Below are 16324 nucleotides of genomic sequence, written 5' to 3' on the forward strand. Positions count from 1 at the left end.
GGGTCTCCTCCCAGGCGCATACCCGCCCCGGGCCCCTGTCCATCCGGGAGGGCCCCAGGCTAACCGGGGGCGCTGATCACACCGGGTGTCCGGCACCGGCGTGTCCCGGGGAGTTCGGGCGGGGCGGACCGGGGGCGGGAGGCGGTTCACCTCCTGGGCAGAGCCAGGGCGAGGAGGGCTGCGGCCGCGGTGACCAGCCCTCCGACCAGAGCGGCGGCGCCCAGTCCGGCGCCGCCGGCCCCGGAGGCCGCGTCGGCGACCGCGACCAGCGCGGCCAGCCCGACCGCCCCGCCGATCTGCTGGGAGGTGGACACCGCGGACGAGCCCACGCCCTGTTCGGCGTCGTCCACGGCCGCCCCGGCGGCGGCGAACACGATCGGGTAGGCGGTACCGGCGGTGACGCCGAGCAGGACGACGGCCGGGAGCATCGCCCAGTAGGAGTCGGCCGCGACGGCGGCGGCGAAGAGCACGGCGGTGAGGCCCACCCCGGCGGTGCCCGCGAACAGGGCGCGGCGCACGCCCCAGCGGTTGAGCAGCGGGGGCAGCAGCAGGGCGGAGCCGAGCATGGCCGCGACGCCCTGCGGCAGGAAGCCGAGCCCGGCAGCGAGCGGGCTCAGGTCCAGGGTGGTCTGGACGTGGGTGGTGTAGACGTAGTGCAGCGTGTTGACCGCGCCCATGAGCACGAAGATCAGCGCCATGGTGACCAGCAGGGACCTGTTGGCGAGCAGGCGGGGAGGCAGCAGCGGGTCGGCGGAGCGGCGTTCGACCAGGAGCAGGGCGACCAGGGCCAGGAGGCCGAGCAGGACGGCCCCGGTGCTCTGCCACGAGGCCCAGCCGACGCTCTGTCCCCGGGAGATGCCGAGGACCAGCAGGAGAGATCCGGCGGTGACCGCCACCGCGCCGGGGGCGTCGAACCCGGTCAGGCTGGGGCGGCGGCCGTCGGCGGGCAGGGCGCGGGGCGCCAGGAGCGCGACGGCGAGCAGGAGCGGGACCAGCGCCCAGAACACCGAGGGCCAGCCGAAGGCGCTGGTGAGGACGCCGCCGACGGCACCGCCCGCGAGGGCGCCGAAGGCCCCGGCGGTTCCCCACACGGCCATGGCGCGGACGCGTTCGGGTCCGGTGGGGAAAACGGAGCCGACCAGGGCGAGGGTGGCGGGGAAGAGCGCGGCGGCGCCGAGGCCCTGGGCCGCGCGGGCGGCGACCAGCGCCGCGGGGTTCCAGGCCAGGGCGCCGACGACGGAGGCCGCGCCCATGAGCACGGCTCCGGCGACGAGCACGCGGCGGGCGCCGAGGCGGTCCACCGCCCTGCCGCCGAGGAGCAGGAACCCGCCGTAGCCGAGGGCGAAGGCGTTGACCACCCACTGGAGCGAGGACGGGGTGAAGCCGAGCGCGGCGCCGATCTCGGGCAGGGCGATGTAGACGATGTTGAAGTCGACCGAGAGGGCGAAGTGGGCCGTCGCCAGGAGGGCGAGCGCGAGCGTGCCCCGGCCCCGCGGGGTCGGGGGCACAGCGGAGGGGGACGGTGCCGTGGGCGTGTCCGGCGCGGCGGCGGGGTCGGGTGCGTCCCGGGGGACGGCGGTCCCGGGCGTGCCGGGGGCGACGGCGGGACCGGTTGGGGCCCGGGAGTCGGTGGACGCGGGGACGCCCGGGGGCTGGGCGGTCTCGGGGGCGGTTCGCGGCGCGGCGGGTTCGGTGGAGGACATGGGTCCGCTCTCTCCATGGGCCGAAGTTAGTTCAGCACTGGAATGTTCAGCACGAGAGTAAGTCCATTTACTTCAGTGCGCAACATTCCAGCGTGGTAATATCTGCGCATGAGTGGACACGAGTGCCTCGACACCGCCGAGGAGCGCACCTGGGACGCCGCCACGCTGGCCTTCCGCCTGCTGGACCAGCGCGTGGAGCAGGACCTCCAGGAGGAGGTCGACCTGCCCCTGACCTACTACGAGCTGCTCGTGCTCCTGTCCAAGGCCGACCACCGGTCGCTGCGGATGAGCGACCTGGCCGAGCTCACCCACACCCGGCCCAGCCGCGTCTCGCACGCGGTCAGGAAGCTCTCCGAGGCCGGCCTGGTGGAGCGCGTGCACTGCGAGCAGGACCGCCGCAGCTGGTTCGCCGTGCTCACCGACGCCGGACAGCGGATGCTCGACGAGGCGGGCGCGCGGCACGTGCGGAGCATGCGGGACAACCTGTTCGACGTGCTCAGTCCGCGGCAGCAGACGCAACTGCTCGACATCGGCCGGACCCTGCTCGCCCGGCTCGCCCCGGAGAGCGCCCTGGCCGGGGAGAAGGCCCCCACGCGCCAGGAGGTCCGCGCGCAGGGCTGACCGGGGCGGACGGCGGGTCCCCCCGAACTCCAGGAGACCACGGCGGCCGCCCCCGCGCACAGCCCCTCGTGCCGCCTGTGGACACCCCCTGGGAGGCGCGGCGCCCCCGCGGCGGGCCGGGAACGGCCCGCCCGCGGGGGCGGTAGTACGGTCAGGCCGCGGGGACGGCCGTACGGTCAGGCCGCGTCGGCGTAGGCGTGCGCGTAGGCCAGGACGTCGGCGACGTACTCGTCGGACTGGTTGTACTCCAGGATCGCCGCCTCCCAGTCCGCCGCGACGGTCAGGTCGCGCTCCTCCGCGCACAGGTACCGGGCCGCGGCGAGCGCGGCGTCGTCGATGTTGTGCGGGTCGGGGTCGTTTCCGGACGGGGAGTCGCCCCAGCGCTCCCAGGTGTGCGGGATGAACTGCATCGGGCCGATCGCCCGGTCCCACTCGGTGTCGCCGTCGTAGCGGCCGCCGTCGGTGTCCGGGATGGCCCGGGTCCGGTTGGTGCCGTCCAGCGGGATGCCGATGATGTCGACGGTGGTGTTGCCGTCGTCGCCGATCTCGCCCCCGGCGTAGGTGCCGTGGTGCGACTCGATGTAGCCGATCCCGGCCAGGGTGGGCCAGGACAGCTGGCAGGAGGGCTGGTCCCGGGCGACCGTCAGCTGCGCGCCCGCGTACCCCTCCAGGGCCCGGCGCGGGATGCCGGTCGCCTCCGACACCTGGTCGAGCCACTCGGCGCTGGGGCGCTCCTCCACGGCGGGGGTCTGGCGCTCGTCGGCGCCCGCCTCCTCGGGGGCGGGGTCGCCCTCCTCCGGGGCCACGTCCGCGGGCTCCGGCGGACCGGTGAGCTCGTCGTGGGGCGGGGTCTGGATCGTGCCCGCCGGGGGCTCGACGCCCGAGGCGCTGGGCGGCGGCCACTCGTTGAACGCGTCGGAGATCCGGTTGACCAGCACGACCACTCCACCGGTCAGCAGCAGGCACGCCGCCAGCGTCACGCAGACGGCGGCCAGCGGGCCACGACTCCGGCGCCCCTCGGCCCCGGACGCGCGTCGTTCACCCATGGGCTCTCCACATCGTCAAGGAAACATCAATTCCACATCACGCCGGAACCAAAGTACGCGACCGGCGACGCCTCGCAACCGGCGCCCTCGGGCACGGGGGTCGCCGCGCGGCGGGGCCGCGCACGCGAAGGGCCGCGCCGGCCGGGGCCGACGCGGCCCTTTCAGGTCCGTGTCCTGGGCGAACACACCCCTCTAGTGCGGGTTGACCACGACCTCGACCCGCTGGAACTCCTTGAGGTCGGTGTAGCCGGAGGTGGCCATCGTGCGACGAAGAGCACCCATGAGGTTCATGGAACCGTCGCTGGTGGAGGCCGGGCCGTGCAGGATCGACTTCAGGTCGCCGATCGTGCCGACGTGGAGGCGCTCGCCGCGCGGCAGCTCGTTGTGGTGCGCCTCGCTGCCCCAGTGGTAGCCGCCGCCGGGCGCCTCGGTGGCGCGCGCGAGCGGGGAGCCCACCATGACCGCGTCGGCGCCGCAGGCCAGGGCCTTGGCGATGTCGCCGCTGCCGGTCATGCCGCCGTCGGCGATGACGTGCACGTACCGGCCGCCGGACTCGTCCAGGTAGTCGCGGCGGGCCGCGGCCACGTCGCCGATGGCGCTGGCCATCGGCACGGCCACGCCCAGCACGGAGCGGGTGGTGTGGCCCGATCCGCCGCCGAAGCCGACCAGCACGCCCGCGGCGCCGGTGCGCATCAGGTGCAGCGCCGCCGTGTAGGTGGCGCAGCCGCCGACCACGACCGGCACGTCCAGCTCGTGGATGAACTGCTTGAGGTTGAGCGGCTCGGCGCGGCCGGACACGTGCTCGGCCGACACCGTGGTGCCGCGGATCACGAAGATGTCCACGCCCGCGTCCACGACCGCCTTGTGGTACTGGGCGGTGCGCTGCGGCGACAGCCGGGCGGCGGTGACCAGGCCCGCGTCGCGGATCTCCTCGATCCGGCGGCCGATCAGCTCCTCCTGGATGGGCGCCGCGTAGATCTCCTGGAGCCGCTGGGTGGCGGCGACGTCGTCGAGCTCGCGGATCTCCTGGAGCAGCGGCTCCGGGTCCTCGTAGCGGGTCCAGAGCCCTTCGAGGTCGAGCACGCCGAGGCCGCCCTGCTCGCCCACGGCCACGACGGTCCGGGGCGAGGACACGCTGTCCATGGGGCTGACCACGAGCGGAGTCTCGAACCGGTAGGCGTCGATCTGCCAGGCGATGGACACCTCCTCCGGGTCCCGCGTCCGCCGGGCGGGCACGATCCCGATCTCGTCGAGCTCGTAGGCCCGGCGTCCGTTCTTGCCCAGCCCGATCTCCACCTGAGCCAACGTTTCGATCCCCTCTGACGTGCCTCGCCGGACGGTCTACCGGCGCGTTTCCTGCCGCCGTGAGTCTATCGACCCCGGAGGCGGGCGGCGCCGGGCCGCCCGGCCACCGCGTCAGCGGGCGTTGTAGTTGGGCGCCTCGACCGTCATCTTGATGTCGTGCGGGTGGCTCTCGCGCAGACCGGCGCTGGTGATGCGCATCAGCTGGCCGCGCTCGCGCAGCTCGGCCACCGTGCGGGTCCCGGCGTACCACATGGACTGGTGCAGACCGCCGACGAGCTGGTGGGCGACCGCCTGGAGCGGGCCGCGGAAGGGCACCTGGCCCTCGATGCCCTCGGGGACCAGCTTGTCCTCGGTGGCCACGTCGGCCTGCGCGTAGCGGTCCTTGGAGAAGGAGCGGCCGCGCATGGCGCCGAGCGAGCCCATGCCGCGGTAGGCCTTGAACTGCTTGCCGTTGATGAAGATCAGCTCGCCGGGGCTCTCCTCCACGCCCGCGAGCAGGCTGCCGAGCATCACGGTGCTGGCACCGGCCGCGATGGCCTTGGCGATCTCGCCGGAGTACTGGAGCCCGCCGTCGGCGATGAGCGGGACGCCCGCCGGGCCGCACGCCTTGGCGGCCTCCAGGATGGCGGTGAGCTGCGGCGCGCCCACACCGGCCACGACCCGCGTGGTGCAGATGGAGCCCGGGCCCACGCCGACCTTGACGGCGTCGGCTCCGGCGTCGATGAGCAGCTGCGCCCCGGCGCGGGTGGCGACGTTGCCTGCGACGATGTCGGCGCGCGAGTTGGCCTTGAGCTTGGCGATCATGTCCGCGAGCCCCGAGGAGTGGCCGTGGGCGGTGTCCACGACGATGAAGTCGACACCGGCCTCCACGAGCCGCTTGGCGCGCTCCTCGGCCTCGGCGCCCACGCCCACGGCGCCGCCGACGACGAGGCGGCCGTCGGCGTCCTTGGTGGCGTCGGGGTACTGCTCGCTCTTGATGAAGTCCTTGACGGTGATCAGGCCGCGCAGCCGGTTCTGGCCGTCGACCAGCGGCAGCTTCTCGACCTTGTGCCTGCGCAGCAGGTCGAAGGCCTGCTCGCGGCTGACGCCGACGGGAGCGGTGACCAGGTTCTCCGTGGTCATCACGTCGCGGACCAGGCGGTCGCGGTCGCTCTCGAAGCGCATGTCCCGGTTGGTGACGATGCCGACCAGGGTTCCGGCGCCGTCGGTGACGGGTACGCCGGAGATCCGGTAGTGGGCGCACAGGCGCTCGACCTCGGCGAGGGTGTCCTCGGGCTGACAGGTGACCGGGTCTGTGACCATGCCCGCCTCGGAGCGCTTGACCAGGTCCACCTGGCTGGCCTGGTCCTCGACGGAGAGGTTGCGGTGCAGGACGCCCGCGCCGCCCTGGCGGGCCATCGCCACGGCCATGCGGGCCTCGGTGACGGTGTCCATCGCCGCGGAGAGCAGCGGGATGCGCAGCGTGAGGTTGCGGGACAGGCGGGTGGTGGTGTCGACCTCGCCCGGCTGGAGATCGGAGTAGGCCGGGACCAGCAGGACGTCGTCGTAGGTCAGCCCGGGGGGAAGCAGTTTGTCCCCGTAGTCGCTGTACTCCTGGCTCTGGCCCATGACACAACCTCCGCTTTCCCGGCACACCTGCGCGGTCTCGCCCTCGCGTGTCGTCTCATCCTAGGTCGTGGTCCCGTGCTCCCCCGGTGGAACGGGGTGTTTGACCCGTCACCCCGGGCTGAAAGTGACCAGCCTCACGGTTTGCGCGATCCCCTCCGCGCCCCCGTTCCGCACGCGGGACCTCCTACGGCCCAGGGGTTCCGGGGTCCTCCCCCGCCTCCGCCGCATCCGGGCGAGAGGGGACGGTGGTCGGAGCCGTTCCGAGCCGTCGCCGCGGCCCCGGGGGCGGTCGCCGCACAACGGGTCACATGAGGTGGTCACCCCATGACCCGATCCGTGGCACGCGCCTCGGGAAACGGGCGGCACTAGGGGCGGAGGTAGCCCGACGGCCCGAGGGCGCGGCAGTACCCGCGTACGCGGGGGCGGTCGGGGCACCGGCGGCGTCCGGGCCGGGGGCGTCCGGAGTGCTCAGGGGACGAGGCGGTTCGCCACGGCCACCTGCCGAAGCCGAGCAATAGCTCGGTGCTGGGCAACCCGTACCGCTCCCGCCGACATTCCAAGGACATGTCCCGTCTCATCCGCCGTAAGTCCTGCGATCACCCTCATGACCAGCAGTTTGCGCTGTTGTTCGGGCAGCTCGTCGAGAAGCTCCCGGGCCCGCTGGGCCTCGATCACCCGCACGGCCGACTCCTCGGGCCCCGGGCCCTCGTCGGGGCGCTCGGGCACGGAGTCGGTGGGCACCGTCTCGACCCTGCCCGCGCCGCGCAGGGTGTCGGCCACCTTGTGGGCCGCTATGCCGAACACGAAGGCCGCGAAGGGGCGGCCGCGGTCCTGGTAGCGCGGTATCGCCGAGAGCAGGGCGATACACACCTCCTGGGCCACGTCGTCGGAGTAGTGGGCCAGCCCCGAGACCCGGGCCAGGCGGGCACGGCAGTACCGGACCACCATGGGGCGGACCTCGCGCAGCAGCGAGTCCATCGCCCCGTCGTCCCCCCGGACCGCCAGCGATCCCAGATGGTTCAACCCCGTGTGGTCCCGTTGCCCCCGGGCGCCTGCATCCGTCACCGTCACGCTAGGAATGATGCCCCCACCGCCGGACTGAACCACTCGGATCGGCAACTACAGAATGGTCACGTTTCGGGAAAAACACCCGAAAACATCTGCGCCGCCGGGGGAAACCTGTGACGTGCGTGATAGTGAGCGGGGGGCGGAGCAAGAGCTCCGCCCCCCGAAGGCCCTCGGCACCGCGGACCCTGACGGCCCGGGGACCGGGCGCGCCGGGCCACCGTCCCTAGTGGCTGTGGCCGTGCCCGTCGTCCTCCTCGTCCTCGGGCTTGTCCGCCACCAGGACCTCGGTGGTCAGCAGCATGCCCGCGATGGAGGCGGCGTTCTGCACGGCGGAGCGGGACACCTTGACCGGGTCGAGGATGCCCTGCGAGGTCAGGTCGCCGTAGGTGCCGGTCGCGGCGTTGTAGCCGTGGCCGACCTCCAGCTCCGACACGCGGTGGGTGACCACGTAGCCCTCGGCGCCCGCGTTCTCCGCGATCCACCGGGCGGGCTCGACCAGGGCGCGGCGCACGATCGCCACACCGGTGGCCTCGTCGCCCTCCAGGCCGAGGTCGGCCGAGTCCAGCGCCTTGGAGGCGTGCACCAGGGAGGCGCCGCCACCGGCGACGATACCCTCCTCGATGGCCGCGCGGGTCGCCGAGATGGCGTCCTCCAGGCGGTGCTTCTTCTCCTTGAGCTCCACCTCGGTGGCGGCACCGACCCGCAGGACGGAGACGCCGCCCGCGAGCTTGGCCAGGCGCTCCTGGAGCTTCTCGCGGTCCCAGTCGGAGTCGCTCGCCTCGATCTCCTTGCGGATCTGGCGGACGCGGTCCTCGACCTCGGACTGCTCCCCGGCGCCGTCCACGATCGTGGTGGCGTCCTTGGTGATCGTGACGCGGCGGGCGCCGCCCAGCGCGTCGAGGTCCACGTTCTCCAGGGTCAGGCCGACCTCCTCGGCGACGACCTGGCCGCCGGTGAGGACCGCGATGTCCTGGAGCATGGCCTTGCGGCGCTCGCCGAAGCCGGGCGCCTTGACCGCGGCGACGTTGAGGGTGCCGCGGATCTTGTTGAGCACCAGGGCGCCCAGCGCGTCACCGTCGATGTCCTCGGCGATGATGAGCAGGGGCTTCTTGCTCTGGACGACCTTCTCCAGCACGGGCAGCAGGTCGTTGAGGCTGCTGATCTTGCCCTGGTTGATCAGGATCAGCGCGTCCTCCAGCACCGCCTCCTGGCGGTCGCCGTCGGTGACGAAGTAGGGCGAGACGTAGCCCTTGTCGAACTGGAGGCCCTCGGTGAAGTCCAGGTCCAGACCGAAGGTCGGGGCCTCCTCCACCGTGATGACGCCGTCCTTGCCGACCTTGTCGAACGCCTCGGCGATCAGGTCGCCGATCTGGGCGTCCTGGGCGGAGTTGGTGGCGACGTAGGCGATGTCCGCGCGCTCCTCGACGGGGCGGGCGCGCTCCAGGAGGATCTCCGACACCTTGGCGGCGGCGGCGTCGATGCCCTTCTTCAGGGACATCGGGGAGGCGCCGGCGGCCACGCTGCGCAGACCCTCGCGGACGAGGGCCTGGGCCAGGACGGTCGCGGTGGTGGTGCCGTCACCGGCGGCGTCGTTGGTCTTGGTGGCGACCTCCTTGACCAGCTGGGCGCCCAGGTTCTCGTAGGGGTCGTCCAGCTCGACCTCACGGGCGACGGTCACGCCGTCGTTCGTGATGGTGGGGGCGCCGAACTTCTTGTCGATGACGACGTTGCGACCGCGCGGGCCGAGCGTCACCTTGACGGCGTTGGCGAGGCGGTCGACGCCCCGCTCGAGGGCGCGACGGGCGTCGTCCTCGAACTCCAGGATCTTCGGCATGTGGGTGCTTCCTCTTCAGGCCGGTCGAAAGAGAGCATCCCGCCCGCCCGGCTGTGCGCCGACCGGTGCGGGATGCGGATGGCTCCGGGCCCGTTGGAGCGGGCCCCGCGGAGGCCTACTTCTCGACGACGGCGAGAAGGTCGCGGGCGGAGAGCACCAGGTACTCCTCGCCGTCGTACTTGACCTCGGTGCCGCCGTACTTGCTGTACAGGACGACGTCGCCGACCTTCACGTCCAGCGGGATGCGGTTCTCGCCCTCGTCGTCCCAGCGGCCCGGGCCCACGGCCAGGACCTCGCCCTCCTGGGGCTTCTCCTTGGCGGTGTCCGGGATGACCAGACCGGAAGCGGTGGTCTGCTCGGCCTCCAGCGTCCGGACCACGACGCGGTCCTCGAGCGGCTTCAGCACGGTCTTGGTGGCGGTCGACACGGTGTGACCTCCCCCTTCAAGGTTTCGGTGTACTGATTTCGGCCCGCACTGGTGCACGGACCGGCTACGAAAAAGGGGCGACCACGGCGGCCTGTCGTCGCGGGTGCCAGACCGGCCTCGTCGCGGTTAGCACTCTACCCCCGAGAGTGCCAGAATGGAAATGTGACCGTGACCCCCGGTCGGGGAGTTCCGCGAGGGGCTCCTCCCGCCGGGGCGGTACGCGGCCGCGTCAGCACACCGCTCCTTCGACGCCCGGGGGGAACCCATGCGCCTGGCCGCCTTCGAGGCCCTGCTCACCGACGCGGGCCGGGAGGTCCTGGCGGGGGTGGACCCGAAGGCCGCCGCCGGGGACCAGCTCGCCGCGGCCTCGCTGCTGCGCGGTGACCCGCGCGTGGCCGCCCTCGACCCCGGTCTACCCGTCTCCGAGCTGGTAAACGCCGTCCTGACCCAGGTCTCCCTGCGCGAACGCGGGCGGGCCAAGTTCGGCGGACTCGCGCCGCGGATGTTCTTCACCCCCAACGGGCTGGAGCAGTCCACCCGGCGCGTGGTGGCCGACTACCGCGCGGAGCGCATGGCCGGGGCGTTCGGACCGGCCGGACCGTCGGGACGGAGCCCGGACGGCGCCACCGCGGGCGACCTGTGCTGCGGGGTCGGCGCGGACCTGCTGGCCCTGGCCGCGCGCGGCGTTCCGGTCGAGGGCGTGGACGCCGATCCCCTCACGGTCGCGGTGGCCCGCGCCAACATCGCGGCCCTGGGCCTGTCCGGGCTGGCCCGGGTCCGCGAGGGCGACGCCTCCGCGACCGCGCCCGGCCGGTACCCGCTGCTGTTCTGCGACCCCGCCCGGCGGGGCGGGCGCGGCCGGGTGTTCGACCCCTCGGCCTACTCCCCGCCGTGGGACACGGCCGTGGACCTGGCCGAGGGGGCGGAGGCGGCCTGCCTCAAGGCCGCGCCGGGCATCCCGCACGAGGCGCTGCCCGGTGACGCGGCGGCCGAGTGGATCTCGGTGGACGGGGAGCTGAAGGAGACCGCCCTGTGGTTCGGCGCGCTGGCCGACGGGCCGCGGCGCCGGGCGACGGTGCTGCACGAGCGCGAGGGACTGCTCGCCCGCGAGGGCGCGGTGGCGCACCTGGACGCCGACCCCGGCCTGGGCCCGGCGCCGGTGGCGGCGGCCCGGCGCTACCTGTACGACCCGGACCCGGCCGTGGTGCGCTCGCATCTGGTGGCGGAGGCGGCGGCGCGGGTGGACGGCGCCCTGCTGGACGAGCGGATCGCGTACTTCACGGCGGACAGGGCGGTGCTCTCGCCGCTGTGGCGGGTGCTGGAGGTGGTGGAGGTGCTGCCGTTCTCGCTGAAGCGGCTGCGCTCGGCGGTGCGCGACCTCGGGGCGGGGACGGTGACCGTCAAGAAGCGGGGCTCCGCGGTGGACACCGAGAAGCTGCGCCGGGACCTGCGCGCCTCGGGCCCGGCGTCGGTGACGGTCGTGCTCACCCGGATCGGCGAACGGCCCTTCTGCCTGCTGTGCCGCGAGGTCGACGCCCCGGCCCGGGGGTGAGCCCCGGCCCGGGACTAGGTGCACCGACCGTGGAGGATGGGGGCATGTACGTCCTTGAAGCCGGTGCCGCACACGCACCCCCGGTCCTGTTGCTGCACGGCGGCGGCGTCGCGGGGTGGATGTGGCGCCCCACGCTGGAACGGCTCGGGGACGCGGCCCGTGTGATCATCCCCGACCTCCCCGGCCACGGGCGCGGCGCGGACGGGGCGTACCGGTCCCACGAAGAGACCGTTCGGACCCTGGTGGGGGTCCTGGAGGAACGCGCGCCGCACGGCGCGCTGGTCGCCGGGTTCTCCCTGGGAGCACAGCTCACGACGCTCCTGGCCGCGGCCCGCCCCGACCTGGTCACCGGAGCCGTCGTGGTGAGCGCCCAGGCCCGCCCCCTCCGGTTCCCGGGCGCGACCCTGGGCCTGCTCGCCGTGAGCGCGCCGCTCGCGCGACGACGGTGGTTCGCCCGGCTCCAGGCCAGGGAGCTGTTCGTTCCCGAGGCGCTTCTGGAGGACTACCTCCGCGACAGCGCCCGCACGAGCCGCGCGACCCTGCTCGCGAGCGTCGGCGAGAACATCCGCTTCACCCTTCCTCCCGGTTGGTCCGACTTCCCGAACCCGGCGCTGGTGATGGTCGGGGAACGGGAGCGGGGCCTGGTGCGCGCTTCGGCGCGCCTCGTCCACGACGCCCTTCCGGGTTCCCGGCTGGTCTCCGTCCCGGGGTGCGGTCACGGCATCCCCCTGCAACGACCCGACCTGCTCGCCGGCGTACTGGCCGACATGGTGTGAACGGCGCGGACCAGGGCCCCCGCGTCCCACGGGGGCGGGTGCGCCGCCCCCCCCCCCCCCCCCCCCCCCCCGACGGGGCACAGGGCCTCCGTTTCCGAGGAGCGTGTCCCGAGAAGCGCATGCCGGTGTCCAGGGGCCCGGTTGTCCACAGGTAGGGCGCGGGGCTGGTGGGCCCGGTCGGCTCCGCCCTAGGCTGGAATCCGGGGGCGCCGCGCGTCCCCGCGGGGCGGGTGCGCCGCCCCCGTGTTCGAGTGTCCACCGCCCCGCGACCGGCTCGCAAGGGTTCGTTCCCGCCTGTGGACAGGGTCCGTTCCCGCCCGTGGACAACCGTGGACGAGGTGGCTGGAGTGCACACTGGGGCCGCGGATCACGACATCGGGCCAGATCGTTACCTTCCCCACCCAGATCTTTGGCGGTCCCCTGGGGGAGGAGCGGTGCGTGTCGTTAAACTGGCGGCGCGAATTCTTTCCCTTCTCATGGATTCACCCGGAAGGCCGTGATCGTTGACCCGCCCCCCGCGGTTCAGCCGGAGCACGGGCCTTGCCTCACGTGTATACGCTCAGTCACACTCCAGTCACGATGAGGCCGTACTGGTGCAAAGACACCACCCACCCGGGGACCATCGAGAACCCGAGCCGTCCGGAACCCACCGTCCACTCCTCCCGGACGGGTACGGGAGCGCCAGAAAAATAAGGAGCACCTCGGTGGAACAGACCAATCACAACTTCCTCAACGGAGGAGGTCAGGCGGGGATCTCCGACCGCATGCGTGACCTGCTCTCCCAGGCCGCCCAGGAGCACGTCTCCGAGCAGAAGTCGCAGGGCGCCGTCAGCGAGGAGATGCGCCAGCGCCTGGAGGGCATGGAGTGGCTGCTCCGCGAGCTGCGCGAGCGCGAGCTCACCGCCCTCACCGAGTCGGTCGCCACGGTCAACGGCCGCGTCGACGAGTTCCTCGCCCGGCCGCCGGAGTGGGCGGAGACCCTCGCCGAGCACATCGAGGTCGTCGCCCAGCAGGTCAAGCCCCTGTCGGACCTGCCCTCCCTGCGCGCGGACACCCACCGCATCGCCGGTCACCTGGACACCGCGCTCACCCGCCTCCAGCGGATGGCCGAGACGGGCAACCGCACCTCCGAGCAGGCCAACGAGCTGGGCGAGCGCCTGAACGGGCTGGATGAGAGCCTCGACACCCGCCTGAACGGACTCGGCGAGACCCTCGGCGCCCGCCTGGACGGGCTGAGCGAGACGTTCGGCTCCCGCTTGGACGCCCTCGACACCGCGCTGGCCTCCCTGACCGCCAGGACCGAGGCCGTGCAGGCGTCGCTGTCCGCGCTCTCGGAGTCGTCGGAGAGCCGCCACGAGGCCCTCACCGCCGCGGTCGGCGAGAGCCGCACCGAACTGGCCGAGGCGCTGGCCGGCGGGCGGACCGAGATCTCCGAGGCCCTGGCCGAGGGCCGCACCGAGCTGGCCGAGGCCGTGGCCGCGAGCCGCGAGAGCCTCACCGCCACCGTCAACGAGAGCCGTGAGAGCCTCACCACCGCCGTCAGTGAGAGCCGTGAGGCCCTGGCCGCCGCCGACGCCCGCCTGGGCGAGACCGTCGCGGCCAAGGCCGAGGAGGCCGCCGCCAAGGCCGAGCAGGCCAACGGCGAGCTGCGCACACTCGTGGAGGAGCGCACCGAGCGCCTGCGCACCTCGATGGAGGAGCGGACCGCCGAACAGCACGAGACGCTGCTGTCGCGCCTCCAGGAGAACACCGGCGAGCTGGGCGAGCGCACCGCCGCCCTGGCCGAGGAGCTGGGCGCCCTGTCCACCTCCTCCACCGAGCGCCACGAGGCCCTCGCCGCCAAGCTGACCGAGAGCGTCGGCTACCTCAGCACCCAGGCCGAGGAGAACAACGCCGAGACCACCGCCGCGGTCGCCGACGTCACCGGCGCGCTCGCCAAGCTCCGCGAGGACCACGAGTCCTCGCTCACCGAGCTGCGCACCCACCTGCGCCAGCGCCTGTCCGAGCTCAACGAGCAGATGGAGCTGGGCCGCACCGAGACCCGGGAGCAGGCGGAGGCCGCCTCCGAGCGCCTGCGCGAGGCGGTGACCGAGCGCACCGACGCCCTGGGCGCCCGCATCGCCGAGGACGCCGAGCGCGTCACCTCCGACTTCGCCGAGCTGCGGACGTTCGTCCAGGAGAGCGGCGACCGGCTCGCCACCGAGTCCGAGGAGCGTTCGCGGACGCTGACCGAGTCGCTCACCGAGCGGGTGGAGGCGCACCGGACGGCTCTGGACGAGCGTCTGGAGCGCCAGCGCGAGGCCCTGACCGGCAAGGTCGACAACCACCTGGCGCAGATCACCGGCAAGGTGGACCACGAGCTGGGCCGCCTCACCGACCGCTTCGACACCTTCGAGGGGCACTTCGAGGGAAGCTTCGAGGGGGTCGAGGGCAAGCTCGACCGCATCGACGGCCGCATGGACGGCGTCAACGGCCGCCTGGACGGCCTGGACGGCCGGGTCAACGGTGTCGAGGGCCAGTTCGAGGGCGTCAGCGGGCACTTCGAGGGCGTGGACGGCCGCATGGAGGCCCTCGACGACCGGTTGGAGGCGCTCAACCAGCGGCTCAACCAGCTGCCGCAGACCATGGAGGTCAGCGAGCTGCACCGCCGCCTGACCGAGCTGGTGGAGCGGCCGCAGCTGGACCACACCGGCAAGCTGGACGAGATCGACGAGCACGTCACCTCGGCCGTGGCGCCGGTGCTGCGCGAGCTGAAGCAGCGCCCGGACCGGCACGAGCTGGAGGAGACCGTCACCGAGGCGGTCGAGAACTCGCACGACGACATCACGAAGCGGTTCGCCTCCCTGGAGGAGACGGTGCTCGCCCTGGCCGAGGCGCTGCTGCGCCCGGGCCGGGACGGCAAGAAGAAGCGCCGCCGCGACGATGACGAGGACGACGAGTAGCCGGTAGCGCGGGGTCCGCGTAGACGGTCCGCCCGATGGTCGCCCGGCGACCGCGGGACGGACGCGGGTCGGACGCGGACCGGCGGACGGCGAAGGGGCCGGGGCACCTCGGCGGATTCTAGGGGTCGTTGCAACACCGATGATTAGTTGCTCGCTTGGAGCAGCTTAGCGAGGCGCTCGGCTGGGGTATCCCAGCCGAGCGTTTTGCGTGGGCGCCCGTTGAGCTGGACGGCCACTACCTCCAGATGCTCACGTGAGTGCACCGACAGATCGGTGCCCTTGGGGAAGTACTGGCGCAGTAGCCCGTTGGTGTTCTCGTTGGAGCCGCGCTGCCAGGGGCTGGCCGGGTCGCAGAAGTAGACGGGGATGTCGGTGACGGTGGTGAACGCCCCATGGGCGGCCATCTCCGAGCCCTGGTCCCAGGTCACCGAGCGGGCCAGATGCCGGGGCAGGGTCTGCACCGTGGTGGTCAACGCATCACGCACCTGCTCCGCGCCGCGCCCGTGAGGCAGGTGCAGCAGCATCGTGTACCGGGTGGAGCGTTCCACGAGGGTGCCGATCGCCGAGCCACCATCGGCACCGATGATCAGGTCGCCCTCCCAGTGGCCGGGCACCGCCCGGTCAGCGACCTCCGCAGGACGCTCGCTGATCATCACCATGGGGGCGGCGAAACGGGGATGGCGCTGCTGCGCCTGGCGGCGGGGCTTGCGCCGGGCACGGCCCGAGCGCAGCGCACCAGCCAACTCCCGGCGCAGCTGGCCGCGGCCTTGGACATACAGGGCCTGGTAGATCGTCTCGTGGCACACGTGCAGCTCCGGCCGATCGGGGAAGTCGCGTTTGAGCCTACGACTGATCTGCTCAGGGCTCCATTTTTCGGTGAGCAGCTCCTGGATCCGCACGCGTAGTTCGGGGTTCAGCCAGATTCTGGAGGGCTTGGGGCGTGGTCGGCGGGCATCGGCGCGGGTTTGGGCGGCGTGGGGGCGGTAGTGGCGTTTGCCGCGCGGGTCCACAGTGCCGTTACGGCGGATTTCCCGGCTGATCGTGGAGTGGTTGCGGCCCAGTTCTGCGGCGATGGCTCGCGCGGACTTGCCCTCGCGGTACAGATCAGCGATGTGCAGGCGTTCAGTCTCGTTCAGGTAGCGGGACGGGCCGGTGGGCGGTACCACCGTGGTGATGGGTGGTACCGCCCTTCGGCGGTCGTTCTCGGCGCTGCGTCCGTTACGCCACTTCCTGCCAGTACGGGCATCGACGCCCACCATCTGGCAGGCTTCGGTGTTGCTGTAGCCCTGCTTCATGAGCTGCAAGTATGCCGCTCGTTCAGCGGAGAGCTTCCTACGGCCCTGCGGGGTTCGGTCCTTGCGGATATGGAAGTCCATCGCACCCCTTGAACTGGGGTGTTGCAACCACCACTAGAACCCAAGCGGGTGCCCCGGCCCCGCCGT

The 16324-nt window shown here is 72.8% G+C and carries 12 protein-coding genes; 4 read left to right on the forward strand and 8 right to left on the reverse strand.

Features of this window, described 5'->3' with window-relative positions; all coding sequences use genetic code 11:
- Nucleotides 1-146 precede the first annotated feature (146 nt).
- Entirely contained in the window at nucleotides 147-1703 is a 1557-nt protein-coding gene (locus PV789_RS24780; protein ID WP_274974779.1) for an MFS transporter, read from the reverse strand.
- A 108-nt stretch (nucleotides 1704-1811) separates the two neighbouring features.
- On the opposite strand from PV789_RS24780, the gene PV789_RS24785 reads away from it, so the two are divergent.
- Nucleotides 1812-2324 carry a MarR family winged helix-turn-helix transcriptional regulator gene (locus PV789_RS24785; RefSeq protein ID WP_274974780.1) on the forward strand — a complete coding sequence of 171 codons (513 nt, stop codon included), beginning with the start codon at nucleotides 1812-1814 and terminating at the stop codon, nucleotides 2322-2324.
- Nucleotides 2325-2500: 176 nt separating this feature from the next.
- On the opposite strand, the gene PV789_RS24790 is transcribed toward PV789_RS24785, so the two are convergent.
- The 6 genes from PV789_RS24790 to groES all read right to left on the reverse strand — a co-directional run bounded on the left by PV789_RS24790 (nucleotide 2501) and on the right by groES (nucleotide 9612).
- Nucleotides 2501-3370 (reverse strand): lytic transglycosylase domain-containing protein, encoded by an 870-nt coding sequence (locus tag PV789_RS24790; protein ID WP_274974781.1) that lies wholly within the window; start codon nucleotides 3368-3370, stop codon nucleotides 2501-2503.
- Nucleotides 3371-3562: 192 nt separating this feature from the next.
- Nucleotides 3563-4666, reverse strand: coding sequence for a GuaB3 family IMP dehydrogenase-related protein (locus PV789_RS24795; protein ID WP_047868966.1), 1104 nt, complete (start codon nucleotides 4664-4666; stop codon nucleotides 3563-3565).
- 120 nt (nucleotides 4667-4786) lie between these two features.
- Nucleotides 4787-6283, reverse strand: coding sequence for an IMP dehydrogenase (guaB, locus tag PV789_RS24800; protein WP_274974782.1), 1497 nt, complete (start codon nucleotides 6281-6283; stop codon nucleotides 4787-4789).
- A gap of 468 nt (nucleotides 6284-6751) precedes the next feature.
- Nucleotides 6752-7348 (reverse strand): sigma-70 family RNA polymerase sigma factor, encoded by a 597-nt coding sequence (locus tag PV789_RS24805; RefSeq protein WP_013155028.1) that lies wholly within the window; start codon nucleotides 7346-7348, stop codon nucleotides 6752-6754.
- 226 nt (nucleotides 7349-7574) lie between these two features.
- Nucleotides 7575-9185: a chaperonin GroEL gene (groL, locus tag PV789_RS24810; protein WP_248772062.1), complete on the reverse strand. Its 1611-nt coding sequence runs from the start codon at nucleotides 9183-9185 to the stop codon at nucleotides 7575-7577.
- Between the two features lie 115 nt (nucleotides 9186-9300).
- Nucleotides 9301-9612, reverse strand: a complete 312-nt coding sequence (groES, locus tag PV789_RS24815; RefSeq protein WP_013155030.1) for a co-chaperone GroES — start codon at nucleotides 9610-9612, stop codon at nucleotides 9301-9303.
- Nucleotides 9613-9877: 265 nt separating this feature from the next.
- Between groES and PV789_RS24820 the strand changes: the two genes are divergently transcribed.
- From PV789_RS24820 to PV789_RS24830, 3 genes are all read left to right on the forward strand, one after another.
- On the forward strand, nucleotides 9878-11164 hold the full coding sequence (locus tag PV789_RS24820; protein ID WP_274974783.1) for a class I SAM-dependent methyltransferase: 1287 nt from the start codon (nucleotides 9878-9880) through the stop codon (nucleotides 11162-11164).
- Nucleotides 11165-11208: 44 nt separating this feature from the next.
- The gene (locus tag PV789_RS24825; RefSeq protein ID WP_274974784.1) at nucleotides 11209-11940 is read left to right on the forward strand and encodes an alpha/beta fold hydrolase; all 732 of its coding nucleotides are present in this window, start codon (nucleotides 11209-11211) and stop codon (nucleotides 11938-11940) included.
- Between the two features lie 704 nt (nucleotides 11941-12644).
- Nucleotides 12645-14882, forward strand: a complete 2238-nt coding sequence (locus tag PV789_RS24830) for an apolipoprotein A-IV repeat region-like domain-containing protein (RefSeq protein WP_274974785.1) — start codon at nucleotides 12645-12647, stop codon at nucleotides 14880-14882.
- A gap of 143 nt (nucleotides 14883-15025) precedes the next feature.
- Here PV789_RS24830 and PV789_RS24835 read toward each other — a convergent pair whose 3' ends face one another.
- Nucleotides 15026-16258, reverse strand: coding sequence for an IS30 family transposase (locus PV789_RS24835; RefSeq protein WP_274974122.1), 1233 nt, complete (start codon nucleotides 16256-16258; stop codon nucleotides 15026-15028).
- Between the last annotated feature and the right edge of the window lie 66 nt (nucleotides 16259-16324).

The organism is Nocardiopsis camelliae (assembly GCF_028993595.1).
In the GTDB taxonomy this organism is placed as follows: Bacteria; Actinomycetota; Actinomycetes; order Streptosporangiales; family Streptosporangiaceae; genus Nocardiopsis; species Nocardiopsis dassonvillei.

Bases quoted from the DNA above. Each gene is read 5' to 3' on its own strand.
- PV789_RS24790 (WP_274974781.1), bottom strand. From the start codon at position 3,370: ATGGGTGAACGACGCGCGTCCGGGGCCGAGGGGCGCCGGAGTCGTGGC.
- guaB (WP_274974782.1), bottom strand. From the start codon at position 6,283: ATGGGCCAGAGCCAGGAGTACAGCGACTACGGGGACAAACTGCTTCCC.
- groL (WP_248772062.1), bottom strand. From the start codon at position 9,185: ATGCCGAAGATCCTGGAGTTCGAGGACGACGCCCGTCGCGCCCTCGAG.
- PV789_RS24780 (WP_274974779.1), bottom strand. From the start codon at position 1,703: ATGTCCTCCACCGAACCCGCCGCGCCGCGAACCGCCCCCGAGACCGCC.
- PV789_RS24785 (WP_274974780.1), top strand. From the start codon at position 1,812: ATGAGTGGACACGAGTGCCTCGACACCGCCGAGGAGCGCACCTGGGAC.
- PV789_RS24820 (WP_274974783.1), top strand. From the start codon at position 9,878: ATGCGCCTGGCCGCCTTCGAGGCCCTGCTCACCGACGCGGGCCGGGAG.
- PV789_RS24825 (WP_274974784.1), top strand. From the start codon at position 11,209: ATGTACGTCCTTGAAGCCGGTGCCGCACACGCACCCCCGGTCCTGTTG.
- PV789_RS24835 (WP_274974122.1), bottom strand. From the start codon at position 16,258: ATGGACTTCCATATCCGCAAGGACCGAACCCCGCAGGGCCGTAGGAAG.